The following is a 20,458-nucleotide window of genomic DNA, read 5'->3' as shown; positions in this document are numbered from 1 at the left end:
TTCAATTAAATCGGGTCGCTCGCACGGCGCGCGGCGATTCCGGGCTGCTGCATTGTCGAGGGTCCCGCCGGTCCGGGCAAGATGTCTGCGCCAGACTATGCCGTCAGGCCGGACGCCGCTACCCTGAATCCACACAAGCCGGGCAGGTCCCGTTGAACGGCAGAGACGGCGGCCACGACCCGATTCAACTGCCACCAAGGAGGAGACATGAAACAGGAATCGATGGCCGCTCCGGCCACCGGCAACACCATCGGCGAGGCGCTGACCCGCAGCGTGCGCCGCAACCCCGGGGCAACCGCCCTGATCTTCGGCGATCGCCGGTGGACATTCGCGGAACTGGATGTCGCGGTGAACCGCGTCGCCAACGGTCTGATCGCGTCGGGCCTGCAGCCGGGCGAACGCGTTGCCGCCTACGCGCACAACTCGGATTCCTACGCCCTCCTGTGGCTGGCCTGCTGCCGGGCCGGCCTGGTGCATGTGCCGGTCAACTATTCCATGACCACCTCGGAGCTGGCCTACATCCTGGAACAATGCGGTGCGTCGGCGCTGTTCATCGACGACCAGGCCCACGCCGACGTGGACACCGCCCAGCAGGGCAGCCAGGTCCGGCTGCTCGGGCACATGACGGGGGGCGGCGAGCCGGATGTACTGGCCTGGGCACAGGGCGGCGCCAGCGATGCCGCGCCGGGAGTGCCGGTGGCGGAAACCGAGCTGGCGCAGCTGCTTTACACCTCCGGCACCACCTCCGCGCCCAAGGGTGCGATGATGACCCACCGGGCGCTCATGGCCCACTACACCAGCACCATTATCACCCTGTCGATCGATCCGAATGACCTGTTCCTCGGCGCGCTGCCGCTGTATCACTCAGCGCCGACACACGTGTTCCTGATGCCGCAGCTGCTCATGGGCGGCGCGACCGTGCTCATTGACGGTCCCAAGCCCAACCTGGTGTTCGATTACATCGAGAACCACCGGGCGGCGGCCTTCTTCGCGCCGCCCACCGCCTGGATCGCCCTGCTGCGCCATGAAGACTTCGACAAGCGCGATCTCTCGGCGCTCAAGAAGGCCTATTACGGTGCGGCAATCATGCCCGAGCCGGTGCTGCACGAACTGCGCGAGCGACTACCCGGGCTGCAGGTCTATAACTGCTACGGGCAGAGCGAGATCGGACCGCTGGCCACCGTGCTGCAGCCCGAGGAGCATGACGAACGCCCCACCTCGGCCGGCCGGCCGGTGTTCAACGTGGACATGCGCATCGTCGACGAGGACATGAACGACGTGCCCATGGGAGAACTGGGCGAGATCGTCTATCGCTCCCCCCAGCTGCTCCAGGCCTACTGGGACAAGCCCGACCAGACCGAGGAATCCTTCGCCGGCGGCTGGTTCCACTCCGGGGATGTGGGCCGTTTGGACGAAGGCGGTTACCTGTACGTGGTGGACCGCATCAAGGACATCATCAATACTGGCGGCGTCACGCTGTCCAGTCGCGACGTGGAAGACTGCCTCTACACCCATCCGGCGGTAGCCGAAGTGGCGGTGATCGGCCTGCCGGACGACAAGTGGATCGAGAAAGTGGCCGCGGTGGTCTGCCTGAAAGCGGGCGAAAGCGCCGATGCGGCCGAGCTGGAGGCCCACGCCCGCAAGCATCTGTCGGCCTATAAGGTGCCGAAGGTGTTCCATTTCGTGGACGACCTGCCGCGCAACGCCTCGGGCAAGCTGCTCAAACGCGAACTGCGCGACCGCTTCAGCGAATAGGCCGCGGTATCGGCATCGGGGTCAGTGCCGGGCAGCCCGGCACTGACCCGGCGTACGATCGAACCGGCGCCGGAAACTGCGGGTCATGTGGCTCTGATCGGCAAAACCGCAGCGGCTGGCGACACACTTCAACGGCAACTCGCTTTCTTCGAGTAGCCGGCGGGCGGCGTCGATGCGCTGGTCCAACACGAAGGCATGGGGCGGTGCCCCGAAAGCCGCCCGAAAGCGCCGGGCGAAGGCGTAGACACTCAGACCGGCCACCCCGGCCAGTTCCGACAACGCCATGTTGCGATGCAGGTTGGCGTGGATGTATTCCAGCAGTTGCCGACGCTGGCGCGGTGACAATCCGCCACCAGCGCCGCCCGGTTCGCGGAAGGCCACGTCCGCGTAGTGGCGCAGGATGTGCACGCAAGCCTGGTTGAGCACAGCCTCGGCGAACAAGCGTCCGCCGAGGCCCGGGCAACGGGCCTCCTTCGCCAGTTGCTGCACCAGGCCGCAAAGGTAGCCGTCCTCGGCCTTGAGCAGATCGTGCAGTTCTACATCGCTGACCTCTCGGTCAAACGCGTCCGCGGCCACCCGTGTTAGTTGTTCGGGAGAAAGATAGAGGTGGGTCACCTCAACGTCTTGACTCCACCGCCAATGGGCCTGCATGCGGTGGCTGAGGAACGAAATGTTGCCTGGTGCTACGCACTCATTGCGCCAGCGGCTGACACACTGCCGAGACATTGGCGATATACCGCGGCCATAAGCCACGATCATGTAATCGTGCATGCGGGGAACGAACACGTCCGAGGGCGCATAGTGCCAGCCACGCAGGCGCATACCGCCCCAATCGAGGTCATCCGTGTTGAAGGTCATCCGGCCCGGCACCCATGCCGGCAGTTCGTCCGGTGTGATCGGCTCGGTCATAAATCGTCCAAAAGCCCAACCCGTACCGAATATACGCTGCCCGCGGCGGCTGCGCCAACAGCGGCCGGTACCGGGCTCTCTACGGGCGTGCCACGCCCGTAGAGCCTCAGGCTGAGGTCAAGCGAGGTTCCTGAGCCCGACTCTCGCCCTCATCCGGGTCGTTAGGATCGACCAGCCCGATGCGGGTAGCCACCCACACCGCCTCGGTACGCTTATGCACATCCAGCTTCAGATAGATATTCTTGAGGTGATACTTGACCGTGTTAATGCTGATGAACTGCGCTTGCGCAATACGCTGGTTTGACCAGCCGCGGGCAACCAGCTGAAGCACCCGCTTTTCCCGCCGGGTGAGTGGCTCCACCAGCAACACGTCATGGTCCGCGGGACGATTGAGACACAGCATAGCAACGCACCTCCTTTGGGGCGCGCCGGATCGCGGCGAGGCCGATGAGGCGTGTGCCGGATTGCTCCGGCGGTAACACCCGCGTCGACGACTGCCTGCGCGGCGCACCGTTCGATCTTGTTGGAATTCTGATCACAATGCCGGCCCGAAGCCGGCTCGCCGAGTGTGCTCCGGCCCACAGTGGGCGTATTGAACGCAACAACCGGCCTTATTGAATGCCCTTGCGGCCCCGGCTACTCGGAATCGTGCTTCAAGCGGCCCTGCGCCTCGGCATAGGACAGCTCCAGAATGCCGGACTGCTGCATCGACCGGCCCAGCGAATGGGCCAGGGCAAATGCCGAGGCCCGGCGGTAGAAACCCAGCCGCTTTTCATGCACCGGCAGCACTTCATCCATGCTATCCGCGTCGTCCAGGCGCTGTTCGAACGCCTCCCGCTTGCGCTGAAGCTCGTCCATGAAGGCCGGGTCGTCGGCCATGTCATCAGCCAGCGCCAGGGTCCAGGTCATGTCCGGCTGCAGCTCGCATTCGCCGATGAAACGGCCGGCGATGTCCGCGCTCCACATCGAGGGGGGATTGATGGATAGCCGGTACGTGCCCTCCTTGCAGTACAGGTAGTAGGGTTTGCCCGGCACCGGCTGGAAGCGGAACTCGCTTTCCAGCACGAACAGCGAGGTGAACAGCTCGGTCGACACCTGTTCGACATGCTTGGCCGGCACCGCGGCCAGCCCCGCGCGCTGCTGGCTGAGGGTATTCAGTACCAGCGAGCCGCCCTTGCCCTGCGGATTCGGGTTGTCGGCCATTCGGTTGCCCTGGTCGTGGAAATATATCGGGGGAGCGCCCCCGGCCTACCTCTAGAACGTGGGGCGAGCTCGCGCGGATGCAAGATCGCACACCGGCAGCGACATCACGTCAGTCGTCCCGGTGGTCGCGTGCGGGCGGTTTGAGCAGGCCCGACACCAGACGACCGATGCCCCGGTTGGTACCCCGGATCTGCCGGTAGACCAGGCTGCTGGTGTGGTCGTGAACCTCGCGGGCAGGCCGGCTGCCCGACCCGCAGAGATCGAAGGAAAGGTCGGCGACCGCCCGGTGGATGCGTTCGACCGACGCGGTGGCAAAATCCACGGTTTCCTCCACCAGCTGGCGGTTGGCTTCCAGGTCGTGGCGAGCCTGCACCTCGCGCCGGGCGTCGGCCAGGCGGGCCTGTAATCCAGCCAGATCGCGGCCATCGGCGCGAAGCCGACCATGAAGGCGCCACAGCACCGCCGCGACGATTGCCTGCAGCAACAGGCACGCAATCACGACAGTCATTGCGATCCACCGCGATGGAGTTCGATCCGGGCGTCGATGCCACGCTCCTGCAGTTGCTCTTCCAGCTCGCGCTGCAACTGATCGTAGACCCGCCGGCGAACCAGTCCCGGGGCCACCCCGCTGACCGGGCCGGCCAGGCGGGAATGGGTAGCGGCAACAGCCAGCGGATCGACCACCTCCACCGTGAGGCAAAGGCTTTCCCGCTCGGCCAGTGCATATCGCAGGTCGGCATCCGCCGCATTCATCTGCGTAATCAAGGCTGCCAGCTCATTCCGCAAACCCCGGGCCCGCCACCAGACCAGCGCAGCCGCAGCGAGCAGGACGACACTGCCGGCAACCGGCAAACACCACCAACCGTTCATGCGGATACTCCACCAGATAATGGCGGCATGGTAGCCCACCCCCGGCAACCCGCAAACGGGCTTGCATACCCCCGTCGCGGCCAATCGTGGCGTATGGCCGGGTGGGGTATGCCATTCCGGCTACTGCCTGGAACATGGCCGATTCCGAGTGGCATCCGGTGCTTATGATCGGTGTTGTCGCCGAACGACCGGGCGTTTGCCGATGGCAATAAAAAACGGGGCCGCAATGCGGCCCCGCTGGTGGTCACGGCAGATAACCGGACGGGTCAGCTAATCGCGAACCCGGGGTAACCCTTTTCCTTCAGTTCGTCGCACATCTGGTGATAGGCGTTGGCCCCGCCGATGTACGACAGCAGCCGGCGCGGCTTGCCGTCGATGTTGGCGCCCATGTACCAGGAGTCGGTCTTGACCACGAGGGTCTGGTTGGCCACCTCGTCGTGGTGGTTGACCCATTCGGCCTCCTTCTCCTCGGTCGGCTCGATGGCATGCTGTCCCTGGTCGCGCAGGTAGCCGATGGTGTCGGCCACCCAGCCGCCCTGCTGAATCAGGCAGGTCGCCATGTTGCAGAAGGCGGTGGAGGGGGCCAGCGGGCCGGCCACCGTGAACAGGTTGGGGAAGCCGTGCACCTGCAGGCCGAGGGTGGAACGAATGTCCTTGTCCCACTTTTCCTTCAGCGACTGGTTGCCGCGCCCGCGGATGTCGATGCGGGTGAGCGCGCCGGTACCGGCATCGAAGCCGGTGGCCAACACCAGGATGTCCAGCTCGTACTCGGCGCCGCTTTCCAGCCGCACGCCGGTTTCCGTGATCTCGGCAATCGCATCCTGCTTGACGTCCACCAGGTGCACATTGTCCTGGTTGTACGCCTCGTAGTACTTGGTCTCCAGCGGCACCCGCCGGGTACCGAACCCGTGGCAGGTGGGGATCAGCTTCTCCGCGGTTGCCGGATCCTTCACACGCTCGCGAATGCGGTTGCGCACGAATTCCGAGATGTAGTTGTTCACTTCCTCGTCGAAGAACACTTCCGCGAAACCGAGCCAGAAGTGCAGGCTGCCATCATTCCACAGATCCCACAGACGCTGCTCGCGTTCCTCGGCCGACATCTCGGTGAACGGGGTTTCGCTCAGGTCGTAGTCGAAGCCGGCGAAGGTGTTGAACACCGTCTTCTCGATCTCCGGATACTCTTCGCGCAGCGCATCGCGATCCGCGTCGTCATACTGCGGATTGCGCATCGGAATGGTGTAGTTCGGCGTGCGCTGGAACACGAACATCTCGCCCACTTCCGGGGCGATGGTCTGGATCACCTGGATGCCGGTGGCACCGGTGCCGACCACGCCGACGCGCTTGCCGGCCATTTCGACCTTTTCATGCGGCCAGCGGGCCGTGTGGCAGATCTGACCACGGAACTTCTCGTGCCCGGGAAACGGAATCTGCGGCGCCGAGAGCATGCCCGTGCAGCTGATGAAGAAACGCGTAGTCAGCGTATCACCCTTGTCGGTGGTCACCGTCCACAGCTGATTCTCCTCGTCGTAGGTGGCCGACTCCACGCGCGTCCGGAAGCGGAACTCCTTGCGCAGGTCGAACTTTTCGGTCACGTAGTTGAGGTAGCGCTCGGTTTCGGGCTGGGCCGGGAAACGTTCGCTCCAGTCCCACTCGTCCAGCAGCTCCTGCGAGAACCAGTACTGATAGATGTGCGACTGCGAATCCACTCGGGCGCCCGGGTAGCGATTCCAGTACCAGGTGCCGCCGACATCGGTGCCGGCTTCGAAACCGATCACGGACACCCCCATCTCGCGCAGCTTGTACACCTCGTGGAGCCCGGCGATGCCGGCGCCCACCACAACAGCCTCGTAATCAAGGGCGGCGCCGTTGGTGGTGCCCTCCTCAACGCTTCTTAATGCTTCACCCATTCTATCTCCTCCATATTCTCTGATATATTGAGCCTGCCCGGTATCCGGACAGTTGCCCATTGACTGCCCCGACCGTAGCACGGTGCCTCATAATCCTCGGTCACCCCTTTGGGTAGGGAAAGGCACGTGCTCCACGCCGCGGGCTGGCTTCTCGGCCAGTTCCGCGAGCTTGCCGCAACCTGCAATGCGGGTATTGAACCGATCAACCTCCGTTATTGAACCCTCTTGCGGCAATTGTCCACCTAAGCCTGTGTGGACACATCATCTTAGTCAACGGTGAAGTGCGCCCGATTCGCGGGCGGTTCAGCCAACGTTAAGCCTCCCGACTTAGGATATTGCGTGGCAACAGACCACCATCTCATTCAACGGAAGGAAACGACATGCGTTATCTCACCCTCCCTCTTGCCGCCGCCCTGCTCTGCGCAGGTACCGCGCAGGCGGTCGATCTGGACCTGAACACCAAGATCAATATCGGCGTGAACGCCGAAACCTCGCTCAGCGAGCAGTTCAGCAAGCTCGACGCCAACGATGACGGCGTGATCACTGAAAACGAAGCCGAAGCCAATGCCTCGCTGGCCTCCATGTTCGACACCTACGACAAGGACGACAGTGGCACCCTGACCAGCGCCGAATACAAGGCCGGCTTGCGGGCCCAGGCGGATCAGAGCCTGGCCGAACAGACCAAGGCCGGCGCCAAGGCCGGCTATGAGGCCACCACCGAAGCCGCCGGCAAGGCGGCGGGCAAGGCCAAGTCCGGCGCCAAGGCCGGCTACGAAGCCAGCAAGGATGCCGCCGGCGCCGTGGCCGACAAGACCAAGGCCGGCGTTAGCGCCACCGCCGACGCCGCCGCGGGACTGGCCAACGATTCGCGCAAGGCCGCTGCCGCCAGCGCCAACGCCGGTGTGGAACTGAGCAGCAAGCTTGCCGCTCGGTTCCAGAACCTGGATGGCAACGACGACGGCGTGCTGACCCGCCGCGAGGCCAGTGCCAACGCCGACATCGAAAGCAACTTCGACATGGCCGACGACAACGATGACGGCCTGCTGAACAAGGCCGAGTTCAAGGTGGCGGCGAATGCCCGCGCCGAATCCGGCCTGTTGAACAGCGTGTTCGGCGGCCTGTTCGGCAGCTGATTGCCGAATCGGCAAAAGCCGGTTTTGCAGACCACGCCCCGCGCCACCGCGCGGGGCGTTCTTGTATGCGACCGGGGACAACCGCATATAGTCTGATCAACGAAGCAGACGCGGAGCACACCATGGCAACGGGCTGGGCGAAAGAAGGGGCGGTCCAGGAGCAGATCGACGCCACCGTCGACGACGCAGTCGCACAGGCCCGCCGCCAGCTGGGCGGTGGCCAGTCCCTGACTCACTGCGAGGAATGCGGCGACGCCATTCCCGAGAAGCGCCAGGAGGCCGTGCCCGGCGTGCGGCTGTGCGTGACCTGCCAGAGCGAGGCCGATCAGGCCGAAGCCGGCGCCGCCGGCTTCAACCGCCGCGGCAGCAAGGACAGCCAGCTGCGCTGACGCGCCCATCAAGCGTGCTTGGGCCCCGGTAGCGGGCCGGGTAAACTCCCTCTGACATAAATCTGAAAAGCGGCCTATCCGCTTCGGGGGGAGACGACCATGCGCGCACGACTCATCAGCCTTCCGTTCCTTCTTCTGGCATTGACCGCCTGCGGTGGCGGCTCTGGTGGCGGGGGCTTCAATCTCGGCGGCGATGGCGACGACGGCGGGGACAATCCCGGCCCGGTCTTGCCCGGCGTGCCGCAGATCAACGCACCGCCGGTCGGTGATCCCTACGCCGACAACGGCACCGTGCTCAACATCCTGCCACCGGGCCAGGACGACACCGGCGGACTGGAAAACGCCAGCGTGCCGGGGCCACTACCGGTCAATCAGCTGGGACCCGTGGTGAACCAGGTTTCGAACGCCACCGGGCTGACCCCGGCGCTGGCCGCCGAGGCCCACTTCATGGATCAACTCGGCACCTACGACGCCCTGGCCCACAGTCCACCGGGGCTGACCAACGCGGATCTGGTCCCGACTTATTTCAAGACCGCCGAGTTGCGTGGCCCCGACGACGGCCCCTGGGAAAGCGAGCAGACCGTGAGCGGTGCCGGCTACGAGGTCGCCATCAAGCGCGGCGCGGACAAGGGCGTACCCCACATCTTCGGTGACACCCGGGCGGACGCGCTGTTCGGCACCGGCTACGTTACCGCCGCCGACCGGCTGTTCCTGCTGGACGTGCTCCGCCGCGCCGGCCGGGGCGAGCTGTCGAAATTCCTGGGCCCGGCCGATTTCTCGTTCGACCGCGACATCGCCTTTGCCGCGCCCTATCGCGAGGCCGATCGCACCCGCCAGATCACCGAAACCGCGGCCAAGTTCGGTGCAGCGGGCGAGCAGGTACTCGCCGACGTGCAGGCGTTTGTCGACGGGCTTAATACCTACGTCGCCGAGGTCCGCACCTCGGCCCAGCTGCAGGCGGCGGGCACCTCCAAGCTGCCGATCGAATACCTGGCCCTTGGCGTCGAGCTGCAGGACTTCACCCGCGAGGATGTCCACGCCATCGCCACGCTGATCCAGTCGATCTTCGCCGGCGGCGGCGGTGGTGAGGCCGACAATGTGCGCCTGCTGCATGCCCTTGCCGATCAGACCGCCGACGCGGCCACCGCCTGCCGCCTGTGGCGAGACATCCGTCATGCGCTGGACCCGGCCTCCTCGGTCACCACCACCGAATCCTTCGCCACCCAGTCGCCGGCCGACTACGACGACGACATCTGCCCGCTGCAGGGGGATTTCGCCGCCACCTATCCGGGCAATGCATTCTTCGACGCCGGCAGCTACCAGCCGCACGACTTCTTCACCACCGAGCCCTGCGGGCTGCAGCAGCAGACCGCCTGCCCGAATCCGGTGGTGACCGGCAATCTGCCGCAGCTGCCCGGCACCGGCGAAGTCACGAACGTGCTTGACGAACTGATCGGCGGGATCTTCGACATTCTTGCCGACCGGGAATCCGCCGTGCAGCCGCCGCTGCGGCAAGCTCACCGCGGCCCGCTATCGGCGGGCGAGTTGCAGCAAGTGCGCCAGCGCGTTGCCGGTCTGGCCAGCGCCCTGTCCGACATGGCCGACGGCCTGCCCCGGCAGATTTCCAACGCCCTGCTGGTGGGCGGCGAGCACACTGCCAGCGGCAACCCGATCGCCGTATTCGGCCCGCAGACCAGCTACTTCACCCCGCAGCTGCTGGTGGAAATGGCGGTGCACGGCGGCGACCTGCATACCCGCGGCATGACCTTCGCGGGCCTGCCCTACGTGGTGATCGGCCGCGGCGTGGATTTCGCCTGGAGCGCTACCTCCGGCAGCTCCGACCTGACCGACGTGCGGGCCGTGCGGCTGTGCGCCGCCGAGACCGGCGCGCCGCGGTCCGGCTATCTCGTGAACGGCCAGTGCAAGGCCTTCGACCGCTTCACCGAATCCTGGCCGGCGCGCTGGAATCTGGCCGTGCCCATGGACGACCCGGCCAGCGTGGGCCAGAACGTCGCGGTCACCCGCGACATCATCCGCACCGACGAGTACGGGCCGGTATTTGCCTTCGCCACCGTCAACGGCGACCCGGTGGCGCTGACCCGCCAGCGCAGCACCTACCGGGCCGAACTCGACACCGTGGTGCCCTTCTTCCTGGCCACCCGCAACGACGTGTTCGACGCCGACAGCTTCCTGCGGGTGTTCAACACCACCACCGGCAGCTTCAACTGGTTCTTCGCCGACCGCGACGACATCGCCTTCATCCACTCGGGCCTGTACCCGCGACGGGCCGAGGGCGTGCACCCGGACCTGCCGGTCTGGGGTGACGGCACCCGCGACTGGCAGGGTTTTCTGGATCTGGCCGAACACCCGCAGGCGATCAATCCGTCCCGCGGCTTCCTCGCAAGCTGGAACAACCGGCCGGCCCGCGACTGGTGGGCGGCTGACGCCAACGCCAGCTACGGCCCCAACCACCGCAATGACTCTCTCGACCGCCGGCTTACAGACCTGGTCGACCAGGGCAACGTGACCCGCGCCAACGTGGTCGAGGCGATGGGCGACGCCGCCACCGTGGACCTGCGCGGGCGGGAAATGCTGCCGTCGGCCCTGGACGTGCTCGAGCAAGGCACATTGACGGCCGACGAGCAGACCGCGGTCGACCTGATGCGAGACTGGATCGCCGGCGGCGCCCTGCGCCGCGACCGCGACAACAACGGCGAGTACGACGACGCCGCGGCCGTCGCCCTGATGGACGCCTGGTACAACCCGATGATCGAGCAGGCGCTGCCGCAACTTACCGCGCTGGAAAACGTGAACGGCGGCAACCGCATGATCATGGGTCGCGACAACCCACCGGGGCCCATGGGCTCGGCCTACCAGTCGGGCTACTTCCAGTATCTGGAGCGGGTATTCGACATGGCGCTGAACGCCGACCCGCGGCCTTACCGCGAACTCGAGTGTGGCGGACCCGACGGCAACTGCCGGGCGGCGCTGCGCACCAGCCTGGCCACGGCGCTGGACAGCCTTGGCGGCATCGGCAACCGGGCCAACTGGGACGCCGACGAGGCGGGCGATCGCATCGTCCACCGCCCGCTGGGCCTGTCGGCGGTACCCGCCATCGACTGGCAGAACCGCCCGACCTTCCAGCAGGTAGTGGAATTCGAACGGCGGCGGTAACCCCGCCGCTCTGGCCTACAATATCGTGTGTATTACCAACGGAGCCCCGCTTGAAATCCGCCCTTGCCGTTTCCGCCCTCTGCCTGGCCGGCACCGCGCTGGCCGACGACACCGTGATCCAGCGTGAACTGCACGTGGTGGTCAACGTCGAGGCCTCGCAATCCTGGGAGAGCCACACCGAGGAATACGGGCATCAGCACTGGGACGCCGACACCACCCAGCGCTACGAGCTGCGCACCACGCTGCAGTCGGATACCGGGCTGCACACACGCAATATCCTGAATCCGGACCAGCAGAAACGGCTGCGGGCCAAGACCATCCACCTCGCCCGGCAGGCACGGCGCCGCATCGAGGCCAGCGGTAACGAGTTCACCATTCCCCGCACGCCCGAGGAAAAGGCCGACCTCAACCGCCAGCTCCAGGAAGAACAGGCCGCCTGCGGCGCCGACATGGCCTGCCGGGACGCGGTGATGCAGCGCTACGTGGCGATCTTCGCGGTGCTGGACAATCCCGAGGTGCTCGACCCGGCCACCGACGAGGGCACGCCCCGCTACCGCTATTTCGAACCGTTTTCGGGTTGCGACTCGCAGTGGCAGGTCGAGATGCAGATGACCATGACCGGCACGCGCTACAGCGAAGCCCAGGACGAGGTCGTGCCGTTTACCGAGAAGCGCAGTGCCGACCAGGGCAACGTCGCCCAGGACGTGCCGCTATGCCAGCGGTTCCTGGCGGTGATGGACACCGACGCCGAGGCCGAGCCGTTCTATCTGGAGAACGTCTACGTGCCCTCGGCCGAAGGCGAAACCGTGATCACCGAGGCCGGCTACACCCGCCGCAAGACCGAAAGCCAGCCCATGGTCCCGGGCGTGCTGGGCTGGGCCACCCAGCAGTTGCGCCACGCCGAACCCCGCGGCGAAGTCAGCGCGGAGATTCCGCTGAAGTTTGCGCTCAACAACATTTCCGAGGAATCCGGCTCGTCGAAGGGCACGGCCGAGGTCACGTTGCGCTGGTCGTTCACGCCGCTCGGCGAGGACTGACGCCGAATTCAAGTCAGCAAGGTGGTCCGCCAGAACGTGAGCTGATCGGCCACGGCCCGCTCGAAATCGGCGCCAACATAAATGTCGAAGTGGCCGATGTCGTACTCGTGTGTCGTGACCGGGCCGCCCAGCCGGGCAGCGGTGCGGCGGGCCGCTTCGGCCGGCGCGACGCTGTCTCGCGTGCATATCTGGATCAGCGCCGGGCAGCGCACCCGGCGCGCCCGGGTCACTGGCCGATAGGCCGCCAGCGTCAGCGCCATGCGGGCGGTCATCTCGTTACGCCAGTTGTCTGGCGTGATGGCGCTGTAGCCGGACAGGGCATCGTGACTGCTCATTGCGGCGAATTCCCCCGGCGCGGCGATCACCGGCACCGTGACCGGCGCCCGACCAGCCAGCCCGCGCAGCTGATCGACCAGGCCGTTGCCGGCCAGCCGCGCCACGTGACCGATGCCCGCGTATCGGGCCATCGCCAGGGTGGCGGCCAGCCCGTCCATCATCGGCCCCTGGGCGGCGATCGCCGCAATCCCGGCGTCCTCCGCGGCCAGGCTGATCACATGCCCACCGGAGAACGAGCTTCCCCACAGGGCCACACGCTCGCCATCCACCCCGGCCAGCGAACGCGCAAACGCGATGGCCGCGCGCCAGTCGTCGAGCTGACGGCCGACCTGTAGCAGCTGCCGCGGCTCGCCGTCGCTGGCGCCGAAATGCCGGTAGTCGAACAGCAGCACGTTGAGACCGGCGGCGGCAAAGCGTTCGGCATACGGTTCCAGACCGGCATCGCGCGTGCCCGCCAGGCCGTGGGCCATCACGATCACCGGCGCTGGCTCGGTCACAGCGGGCCGGTAATGCCAGGCCCGGCAGGTCACGCCGTGGCTGGCAAAGGCAACGTCGTCGCGGTTGAAGGCGGTCTCGGTCATGGGTCATGCCTGGTTGGTGGGCGGAAATTTCGCAATGCATCCTAACCGAGCCGATCCGGCGTATCCCGCTTGCCCGCGCCATCAAGGTATATGAACATACAGTCATGGAGCTGCTGCGAAAACTCGAGATCCTGGCGGATGCCGCCAAGTACGATGCCTCCTGCGCGTCCAGCGGCACGGCCTCGCGCAACTCGGTGGGCGGGCGTGGCGTGGGCTCCGCCGAGGGCTCGGGCATCTGCCACGCCTACGCCCCGGACGGACGCTGCATCTCGCTTCTGAAGATCCTGCTGACCAATTTCTGCGTCTACGAATGCCATTACTGCATCAATCGGAATTCGTCCAACGTGCCGCGGGCGCGCTTCACGGTGGCCGAGGTGGTGCGGCTGACGCTGGATTTCTACAAGCGCAATTACATCGAGGGCCTGTTCCTGAGTTCCGGGGTGATCCGCAGCCCCGACTACACCATGGCGCAGCTGGTCGAGGTGGCCCGCTGCCTGCGTCAGGACCATGACTTCCGTGGCTACATCCACCTCAAGACCATTCCCGACGCCGACGGCGAGCTGCTGGCCGACGCCGGACGTTTCGCCGATCGGCTGAGCATCAACGTCGAGCTGCCCACGCAGCAGGCGCTGGCTGATCTGGCGCCGGAAAAGGACCACCGCACCATCAAGCTGTCGATGGCCCGCATCCGCGAGCGGCGGGAAGCCGATGCCGAGGCCCGGCGTGCCGCGGCCCGCGTCAGCAACCGGCCACGCGGCGCCCGCCGGCCGCCGACCCGTTTCGCCCCGGCCGGCCAGTCCACCCAGATGATCGTGGGCGCCGACCCCGCCACCGACGCCGACGTCCTGGCCACCACCGATCAGCTGTATCGCTCGTACCGCCTGAAGCGGGTGTATTTCTCGGCGTTCAGCCCGATTCCCGACGCCTCGGTCCGACTGCCCGCCCAGCGCACCTCGCTGGTCCGCGAGCACCGGCTGTATCAGTCCGACTGGCTGATCCGCTTCTACGGGTATCGCCACGACGAGATCACCGCCGGCACCGACGACACCCCCGGCAACGGCATGCTGGACCTGGACATCGACCCCAAGCTGGCCTGGGCCCTGCGCAACCGCGCGGCGTTTCCGGTGAATCTCGACCGGGACGACCGCGAACGCCTGCTGCGGGTGCCCGGGCTGGGGGTCAAATCGGTCAACCGGGTGCTGCAACTGCGCCGCTGGCAGCCGGTGCGGCTGGCGGACCTGGTGGCAATGAAAGCAGACGTACGCAAGGCCATGCCCTTCATCATCTGTGCCAACCATCATCCCGGTGTCGGCGAGGTGACCAGCCAGCGGCTGCGTGCCCGCTTCGCCCCGCCCGCCGAACAGCTGGCGCTGGACATCTGAACCGTGGACCAGCCGTCGCTGTTCGCACAATCGCCGCCGGCCGCAGACCAGCGTCTGGTGGCATTCAACCCCGATTTCGCCGGCTGGCAGGCCGCGGCCCGGTCGCAGCTGGCCGCCGGGCGGCGACCGGAATCACTGTGGTGGACGCCCGACCCGACGGCGGCTACGCCCGCCAACCCGGATCAACCGATACCGGTGCCCCGCCGCTTCATGGAACTGGCCCGCCCGGCCAGCTGCCATCGAGCATCGGACCGCTGGGCACTGCTTTACGCCGTGCTGTGGCGCCTCACCCACGGCGAGCGCCATCTGCTGCAGCTGGCCGGCGACCCGCAGACCGCCCGATTGCACACCTATGCGAAGGCGGTGCGCCGCGACGTGCACAAGATGAAGGCCTTCGTGCGCTTTCGCGAAGTCGCCGAGCCCGGGCACGACGAACCCCGCTACGTGGCCTGGTTCGAGCCGGACCACCACATCGTGGGCTACGCCAGCGGCTTCTTCCGCCGCCGGTTCGCCAACATGCGCTGGTCGATCCTGACCCCCGACCGCTGCGCCCACTGGGACGGCCACGGCGAGGTCTGGTTCACCCCCGGCACCATCCGATCCGCCGCCCCCGACGCGGACGAGATGGAAACCGCCTGGCAGACCTATTACCGGCACATCTTCAATCCGGCGCGGGTGAAGCTGGCGGCCATGCGGGCGGAGATGCCGCAGAAATACTGGAAGAACCTGCCCGAGGCCCGGCTGATTCCCGAACTGGTCCGACAGGCCGATCGGCAGGTGGCGACCATGACCGATGCGCCCCGCGCCGAGCAGGCGCCGCGCTGCGGACCGCGACCGCCGACACCGGATGCCGCGCGGCACCGGGCAATCGAGGCCGCCCCGGCCGATTCGCTGGCCCGGCTGTCGCTGCAGGCCGCGGGCTGCCGCGATTGTGCGCTCGCGGGCCCGGCCACCCGGACCGTGTTCGGTGAAGGCCCGTCCGACGCCCGCCTGATGATCGTGGGGGAACAGCCCGGCGACCGCGAGGACCTCGCCGGCCGTCCGTTCGTCGGGCCCGCGGGACAACTGCTGGACCGGGTACTGGCCGAGGCCGGCATCGACCGCAGCGGCACGTACGTCACCAACGCGGTCAAGCATTTCAAGTATCGCCCGGTCGGCAAGACCCGTCTGCACGCGCGACCGGACGCCGCCGAAATTCGTGCCTGCTGGCCGTGGCTGGACGCCGAGATCCGGCTGGTCGACCCGGAATTCATCGTCTGCCTGGGTGCCACCGCTACGGGCGCCCTGCTCGGCGGGAAAGCCGGCGTGCACCAGAACCGCGGGCGGTGGCTTACCCGCGCCGGGCGGCAAATTCTGGTGACGGTGCATCCGGCCTGGCTGCTGCGCCTGCCGGACAGCCACGCCGCCGGGGAGCGAGCCGCGTTCGCGGCGGATCTGTCCCGGGTGGCGAACGCGCTGGCAGCCTGACCACCGTGGCCGCATACCCGCCCGGGGATTCAACCCGCGTCGGATTCGCGGTAGATTCCCGGGTATGAAACAAGACACCGCCTCCGATGGCCGGTTTCCCAACCTCGCCATCGACGAACAGCTCTGCTTTGCCCTGTGCCGGGCTGCCCGGGCGATAACCCGGGCGTATGCCCAGCGCCTGGCACCGCTCGGCCTGACCTATCCGCAGTATCTGGTGATGCTTGCGCTCTGGGAGGAACAGCCGATGGCCGCGGGCAAGATCGCCGAGCGCATCTGCCTGGATCCGTCGAGCCTGACGCCGCTGCTAAAGCGCCTGGAGAGCAATGGTCTGGTCACGCGGCACCGCCCGGCCGACAACCAGCGCAAGCTGCTGGTGGGCCTCACCCAGACCGGCCGCGACCTGCAGGCCCGGACCGCCGACGTGCAGCATTCGGTGGCCGCGGTCACTGGCCTCGACGTTGGCGAACTCGCGGCGATGCGCGACGACCTGCACGCGCTGGCCGATCAACTGCTCGACGCCGACCGCCAGGATTCGGCCGCCGCCTGATCGGCGCCGGGCATGCAGTCGGCCCGCGGCGCTGGTATAAGACCGCCCATGCAAGAGCCAGCCCGACCCGCCGCCGACACCCTCGACGCCGCCACCGGCATCCTGCCGTCCCAGCATCTCGCGCAGTTGCTGGCGCAGGGCGAAATCCGCACCGGCCAGTCACTCGACGAGGACCAGATACAGCCCGCCAGCCTCGATCTGCGGCTGGGGCCGGTTGCCTATCGGGTGCGCGCCAGCTTCCTGCCGGGCGCGGATTTCAAAGTGGCCGACAAGCTGGATCACTTCGCCATGCATCGCATGGATATCAGCGAGGGCGCGGTGCTGGAACGCGGCTGCGTCTACATCGTGCCGCTGCAGGAGTCGCTGGCGCTGGCGCCCGGGCGCAGCGCGATCGGCAACCCCAAGAGCTCCACCGGCCGGCTGGATGTGTTCACCCGGCTGATCACCGACCACGGCGCCGAATTCGACCGCGTGCGCCCCGGCTATACCGGCCCGCTGTATGCCGAGATCGCGCCGCGCACGTTCAGCGTGCTGGTACGGGAAGGCTCGCGGTTGTCGCAGCTGCGCATCCGCCACGGCGGGACCTCCGGCGACGATGGTCAGCTCAGCCGGCTGACCGGCGAGGCCCACCCCGCCAGCCGCATCCAGCCGGTTAGCGTCGATGTGCGGGGCGAGGAACCCGAGGGCCTGATCGGCTACCGCGCCAAGGCCCACGCGGGGCTGATCGACATCGACCGGCGCGACCATTACGCCATCCGCGATTTCTGGGAGCCGGTACACGCCCGTTACGACCAGGGCCTGGTGCTTGATCCGGGCGAGTTCTACATCCTGGCCTCGAAGGAAGCGGTCGACATCCCGCCCGACCAGGCGGCGGAAATGGTGGCCTACGACACCCTCGTCGGCGAATTCCGCGTCCACTACGCCGGCTTCTTCGACCCGGGCTTCGGCCACGCCGAGGCCGGCGGCAGCGGCGCCCGGGCGGTGCTGGAGGTGCGCTCCTACGAAGTGCCGTTCGTGCTGGAACACGGCCAGACCGTGGGCCGGCTGATCTACGAACCGCTCACCGAACGCCCGGACCAGCTCTACGGCGTCGGCCGGCTGCAGTCCTCCTATCAACGGCAGGGGCTGTCACTTAGCAAGCACTTTCTCAAGCCGAACTAAGCAGGCTAGGATGCCCCCGGGGTCGGCGAATCCCGGGGATGGGAGGACAACAACGAGAGGCGTCGCCACAGACGACGGTCAATAACAAAGATAGCGGGCTGCGGCCCGCTTATTTTTGGTTACCGCCCGTCATCGGCTGTCATCAGCCGTCAATCGCGCCCCGCCAGACTCACCCACACGATATTTCAAACCGCATCGGCCGTTCTTCGGATGGCGGCCACCGCGGCTCGGGTCGCTTCCGCATACGCCGGTACCGACCGCAGCAACCATCCGCTAAACGAGGGAGACAAGCCGAATGCATCATCGAATCCTGCACCGCCTGGCCATCGCGGCCGCGCCGGCCCTGTTCGCCGCCGGCACCGCCATGGCGCAGGGCGAAGACCAGCCGGTCGTGGCCGCCGACATCGAACTGCCACCGGAACTGAGCTGGCTCGCCGACCTGATCGAGGTCGCCAATCTGGACGAGGTGATGCCGGCGCTACCCGCGGATGCCGACTCCATCGAGGATCTGCCGGCGGAAACGCAGGCCGAGCTGGATGCACTGCAACTACGCCTGCAGAGCAACAGCCTCACCAATGGCGAGGTCGCCGAGCAGGTCACCGACCTGCTGCAGGCGGTCGACGTCCAGCAGCTTTACGACGAGCTGCCGCTGGATTCGCTGCCGGGCAGCCGCCCCCTGGTGGAACAGCTCGGCCTTGATGGCCTGATCGCGGACAGCCAGCAGGGCCTGAACACGCTGGGCTTCCTGGTCGACGTCATCACCTTCCGCTTCGAGACCGTCAGCGACGGTGTGACTCGTCAGCACTTCGGCCTGCTGAACACACCCATGCGCCTGAACGTCGACCGCAACTTCGGTGGCGACGTGGTCGCCACCTTCAGCCTGCGCCCGGACGGGGACGGCGGCCTGGGCCTGACGTTCGACGTCAAGCGCACGGAGAACCTGATCCGCGGCCTGTTCGGCGTGGTGCTGGGCAGCCGGCCGCAACCGCCGCTGCCGCTGGATATCCGTGCCGTGGTCGACATCCCGGTCGACGCGCTGGTCGGCGGCACCGAACCGCCGCTGCGGGTGAGCTTCGGCTTCGACAGCGACACCGGCATTCCCGAGCGCGCCACTCTCGACGCCGCGGTGCAGAACGCCACCAGCGGCGGCGCGCTCAATGCCCAGGCGAATCTGACCACCGACAGCCCCAACGATGATCTCGCCCTGGTGGGCTCGGTCAGCCGCGAGCAGGCGGAAACGCGGGAGTTCGTCGAACTGGTCCGCTTTGGCGTCGATCTGTCGCCGGTGCCGGCAAGCTTCGGGCTGGCCGCCGATCTGGCCAACGACCTGAACGTCAGCCTGACGTCGTCGACCCCCACGACCCCGACCGTCACCTTCGATGCCGCTGATCAGGCCAGCGGTGAAATCGTGGTGGATGCCCTGCCGACCTCGCTGGACCTGTTCCTGGGCGCCGATGACGGCAACCAGGTGGTGCAGTACAGCGCGGGTGGGCCGATCGGCGCCATTCTCGCCAGTCTGAACCTGGAGGATGGCCTCGACATCACCGCCTCCCTGCAGGACCTGCCCGACGCCGCCACCCTCGACTTCGGTGACGGTAGTGCCATCGACATCGACCTCGGCGGCGCCGAGATCGGGGAGATCGCCTTCACGCTGACCGACGGCCCCGAACCGCGCAACGTCGCCACCGGCAACAACGGCGCGGTGCTGGACACCACCGAGGGCCTGGTCGCCGGCGCCCGCTTCCAGGGATTCCGCGGCCTGACCTTCGCCACCGACCCGGCACTGGGCCTGACCGCCATGATCGACACCCCCACCCCGGTGGTATTCGACGTGGACATGGCCGATGGCGGCTACGCGGATGTCGAATTCAGCAACTTCCCGTCGGAGGTGTCGCTGTCGCTGGCCGACGCCGAGCTGCTGGACGTGTCGTATGCCGCCAATGAGCCCGTGGACAACCTCAGCGTGCTGACCAATCTCGGGCTCGACATGATCACCGCCGAGTTCGAGAACCTGCCGACGCTGCTCGAACTGTGCGTCGCGCAGGGCGCCGCAAGCTGCACCGGCGCCACCGGCGGCAACGTGGTCGACGCCAGCCTTGAGGCCGACGGCGAACTCACCATCCGCGACGCCTTCTTCTGCCTGGCAGGTGACTGCGCCAACCCGAGCGAGTTCGTGCAGCTGTCGCCCCTGACCTTCACCCGGCTGGCGCTGTCCGGCAACACCGAGGAATCCTGCATCGAAGTCATTTTCATTGGCGAGCAGTGCCTGGGCAACGGCTCGGCCGGCCAGTTCTTCATCGACACCGGCAACGCCCCGGTGATCGGAGACATCGACGCCGATCTCGGCGATACCGAGGTATATATCGATGGGCAGTTCCGGGCGCAGAACCGGCGACTGGACTACAGCGTGCTCGAGGGCGACTTCGACCGCAGCGGCAGCATGATCTGCAACCCGCTGAATGTCGACGTGATCACCGGCGGTACCAATATCGGCGACTTCATCGACCCCGCCGATCTGCTCTGCAGCAACTGACGTGGTCACCGGCCGCACCGGGGGCGGGTAGCCGCCCGTCCCCGGTGTGTCACCGGGTTTCACCCCGGACCGGT

Annotated in this window: 17 protein-coding genes; 10 read left to right on the top strand and 7 right to left on the bottom strand. The window is 66.9% G+C overall.

Annotated features, from left to right (window positions below; genetic code table 11):
• Positions 1-207 precede the first annotated feature (207 nt).
• Entirely contained in the window at positions 208-1,755 is a 1,548-nt protein-coding gene (locus RM531_RS06975; protein WP_311658290.1) for a fatty acyl-CoA synthetase, read from the top strand.
• A gap of 21 nt (positions 1,756-1,776) precedes the next feature.
• Here RM531_RS06975 and RM531_RS06970 read toward each other — a convergent pair whose 3' ends face one another.
• The 6 genes from RM531_RS06970 to RM531_RS06945 all read right to left on the bottom strand — a co-directional run bounded on the left by RM531_RS06970 (position 1,777) and on the right by RM531_RS06945 (position 6,644).
• Positions 1,777-2,664 (bottom strand): AraC family transcriptional regulator, encoded by an 888-nt coding sequence (locus RM531_RS06970; RefSeq protein ID WP_311658289.1) that lies wholly within the window; start codon positions 2,662-2,664, stop codon positions 1,777-1,779.
• A gap of 106 nt (positions 2,665-2,770) precedes the next feature.
• Positions 2,771-3,067 carry a response regulator transcription factor gene (locus tag RM531_RS06965; protein ID WP_311658287.1) on the bottom strand — a complete coding sequence of 99 codons (297 nt, stop codon included), beginning with the start codon at positions 3,065-3,067 and terminating at the stop codon, positions 2,771-2,773.
• Positions 3,068-3,300: 233 nt separating this feature from the next.
• Entirely contained in the window at positions 3,301-3,867 is a 567-nt protein-coding gene (locus RM531_RS06960; protein ID WP_311658286.1) for a DUF2452 domain-containing protein, read from the bottom strand.
• 109 nt (positions 3,868-3,976) lie between these two features.
• Positions 3,977-4,375: a hypothetical protein gene (locus RM531_RS06955; RefSeq protein WP_311658285.1), complete on the bottom strand. Its 399-nt coding sequence runs from the start codon at positions 4,373-4,375 to the stop codon at positions 3,977-3,979.
• A complete protein-coding gene (locus RM531_RS06950; RefSeq protein WP_311658284.1) occupies positions 4,372-4,737 on the bottom strand; it encodes a hypothetical protein in 366 nt (121 codons plus the stop codon). Before RM531_RS06950 ends, RM531_RS06955 begins: the two co-directional genes overlap by 4 nt.
• 266 nt (positions 4,738-5,003) lie before the next feature.
• Positions 5,004-6,644, bottom strand: a complete 1,641-nt coding sequence (locus RM531_RS06945) for a flavin-containing monooxygenase (RefSeq protein WP_311658283.1) — start codon at positions 6,642-6,644, stop codon at positions 5,004-5,006.
• Between the two features lie 380 nt (positions 6,645-7,024).
• On the opposite strand from RM531_RS06945, the gene RM531_RS06940 reads away from it, so the two are divergent.
• From RM531_RS06940 to RM531_RS06925, 4 genes are all read left to right on the top strand, one after another.
• Positions 7,025-7,777 carry an EF-hand domain-containing protein gene (locus tag RM531_RS06940; RefSeq protein WP_311658282.1) on the top strand — a complete coding sequence of 251 codons (753 nt, stop codon included), beginning with the start codon at positions 7,025-7,027 and terminating at the stop codon, positions 7,775-7,777.
• A 122-nt stretch (positions 7,778-7,899) separates the two neighbouring features.
• Positions 7,900-8,166, top strand: a complete 267-nt coding sequence (locus RM531_RS06935; protein WP_311658281.1) for a DksA/TraR family C4-type zinc finger protein — start codon at positions 7,900-7,902, stop codon at positions 8,164-8,166.
• 99 nt (positions 8,167-8,265) lie between these two features.
• Positions 8,266-11,340 (top strand): penicillin acylase family protein, encoded by a 3,075-nt coding sequence (locus tag RM531_RS06930; RefSeq protein ID WP_311658280.1) that lies wholly within the window; start codon positions 8,266-8,268, stop codon positions 11,338-11,340.
• 50 nt (positions 11,341-11,390) lie between these two features.
• The gene (locus RM531_RS06925) at positions 11,391-12,377 is read left to right on the top strand and encodes a hypothetical protein (RefSeq protein WP_311658279.1); all 987 of its coding nucleotides are present in this window, start codon (positions 11,391-11,393) and stop codon (positions 12,375-12,377) included.
• A gap of 8 nt (positions 12,378-12,385) precedes the next feature.
• Here RM531_RS06925 and RM531_RS06920 read toward each other — a convergent pair whose 3' ends face one another.
• Positions 12,386-13,294, bottom strand: a complete 909-nt coding sequence (locus RM531_RS06920; RefSeq protein WP_311658278.1) for an alpha/beta hydrolase — start codon at positions 13,292-13,294, stop codon at positions 12,386-12,388.
• A gap of 104 nt (positions 13,295-13,398) precedes the next feature.
• Between RM531_RS06920 and RM531_RS06915 the strand changes: the two genes are divergently transcribed.
• The 5 genes from RM531_RS06915 (at position 13,399) to RM531_RS06895 (ending at position 20,384) form a co-directional block, all read left to right on the top strand.
• Positions 13,399-14,676 carry a putative DNA modification/repair radical SAM protein gene (locus tag RM531_RS06915; RefSeq protein WP_311658276.1) on the top strand — a complete coding sequence of 426 codons (1,278 nt, stop codon included), beginning with the start codon at positions 13,399-13,401 and terminating at the stop codon, positions 14,674-14,676.
• Positions 14,677-14,730: 54 nt separating this feature from the next.
• The gene (locus RM531_RS06910) at positions 14,731-16,143 is read left to right on the top strand and encodes a UdgX family uracil-DNA binding protein (protein ID WP_432280504.1); all 1,413 of its coding nucleotides are present in this window, start codon (positions 14,731-14,733) and stop codon (positions 16,141-16,143) included.
• Positions 16,144-16,207: 64 nt separating this feature from the next.
• Entirely contained in the window at positions 16,208-16,690 is a 483-nt protein-coding gene (locus RM531_RS06905) for a MarR family winged helix-turn-helix transcriptional regulator (RefSeq protein WP_311658274.1), read from the top strand.
• A 48-nt stretch (positions 16,691-16,738) separates the two neighbouring features.
• Positions 16,739-17,851 carry a 2'-deoxycytidine 5'-triphosphate deaminase gene (locus RM531_RS06900; protein WP_311658273.1) on the top strand — a complete coding sequence of 371 codons (1,113 nt, stop codon included), beginning with the start codon at positions 16,739-16,741 and terminating at the stop codon, positions 17,849-17,851.
• A gap of 295 nt (positions 17,852-18,146) precedes the next feature.
• On the top strand, positions 18,147-20,384 hold the full coding sequence (locus RM531_RS06895) for a hypothetical protein (RefSeq protein WP_311658272.1): 2,238 nt from the start codon (positions 18,147-18,149) through the stop codon (positions 20,382-20,384).
• Positions 20,385-20,458: the final 74 nt, after the last annotated feature.

The sequence above is a fragment of the Spectribacter acetivorans genome (genome assembly GCF_031846305.1).
GTDB classification, from domain to species: domain Bacteria; phylum Pseudomonadota; class Gammaproteobacteria; order Nevskiales; family Salinisphaeraceae; genus Spectribacter; species Spectribacter acetivorans.
Note: the sequence above shows the minus strand (reverse complement) of the source record. Positions and strands in the feature narration are given on the sequence as shown.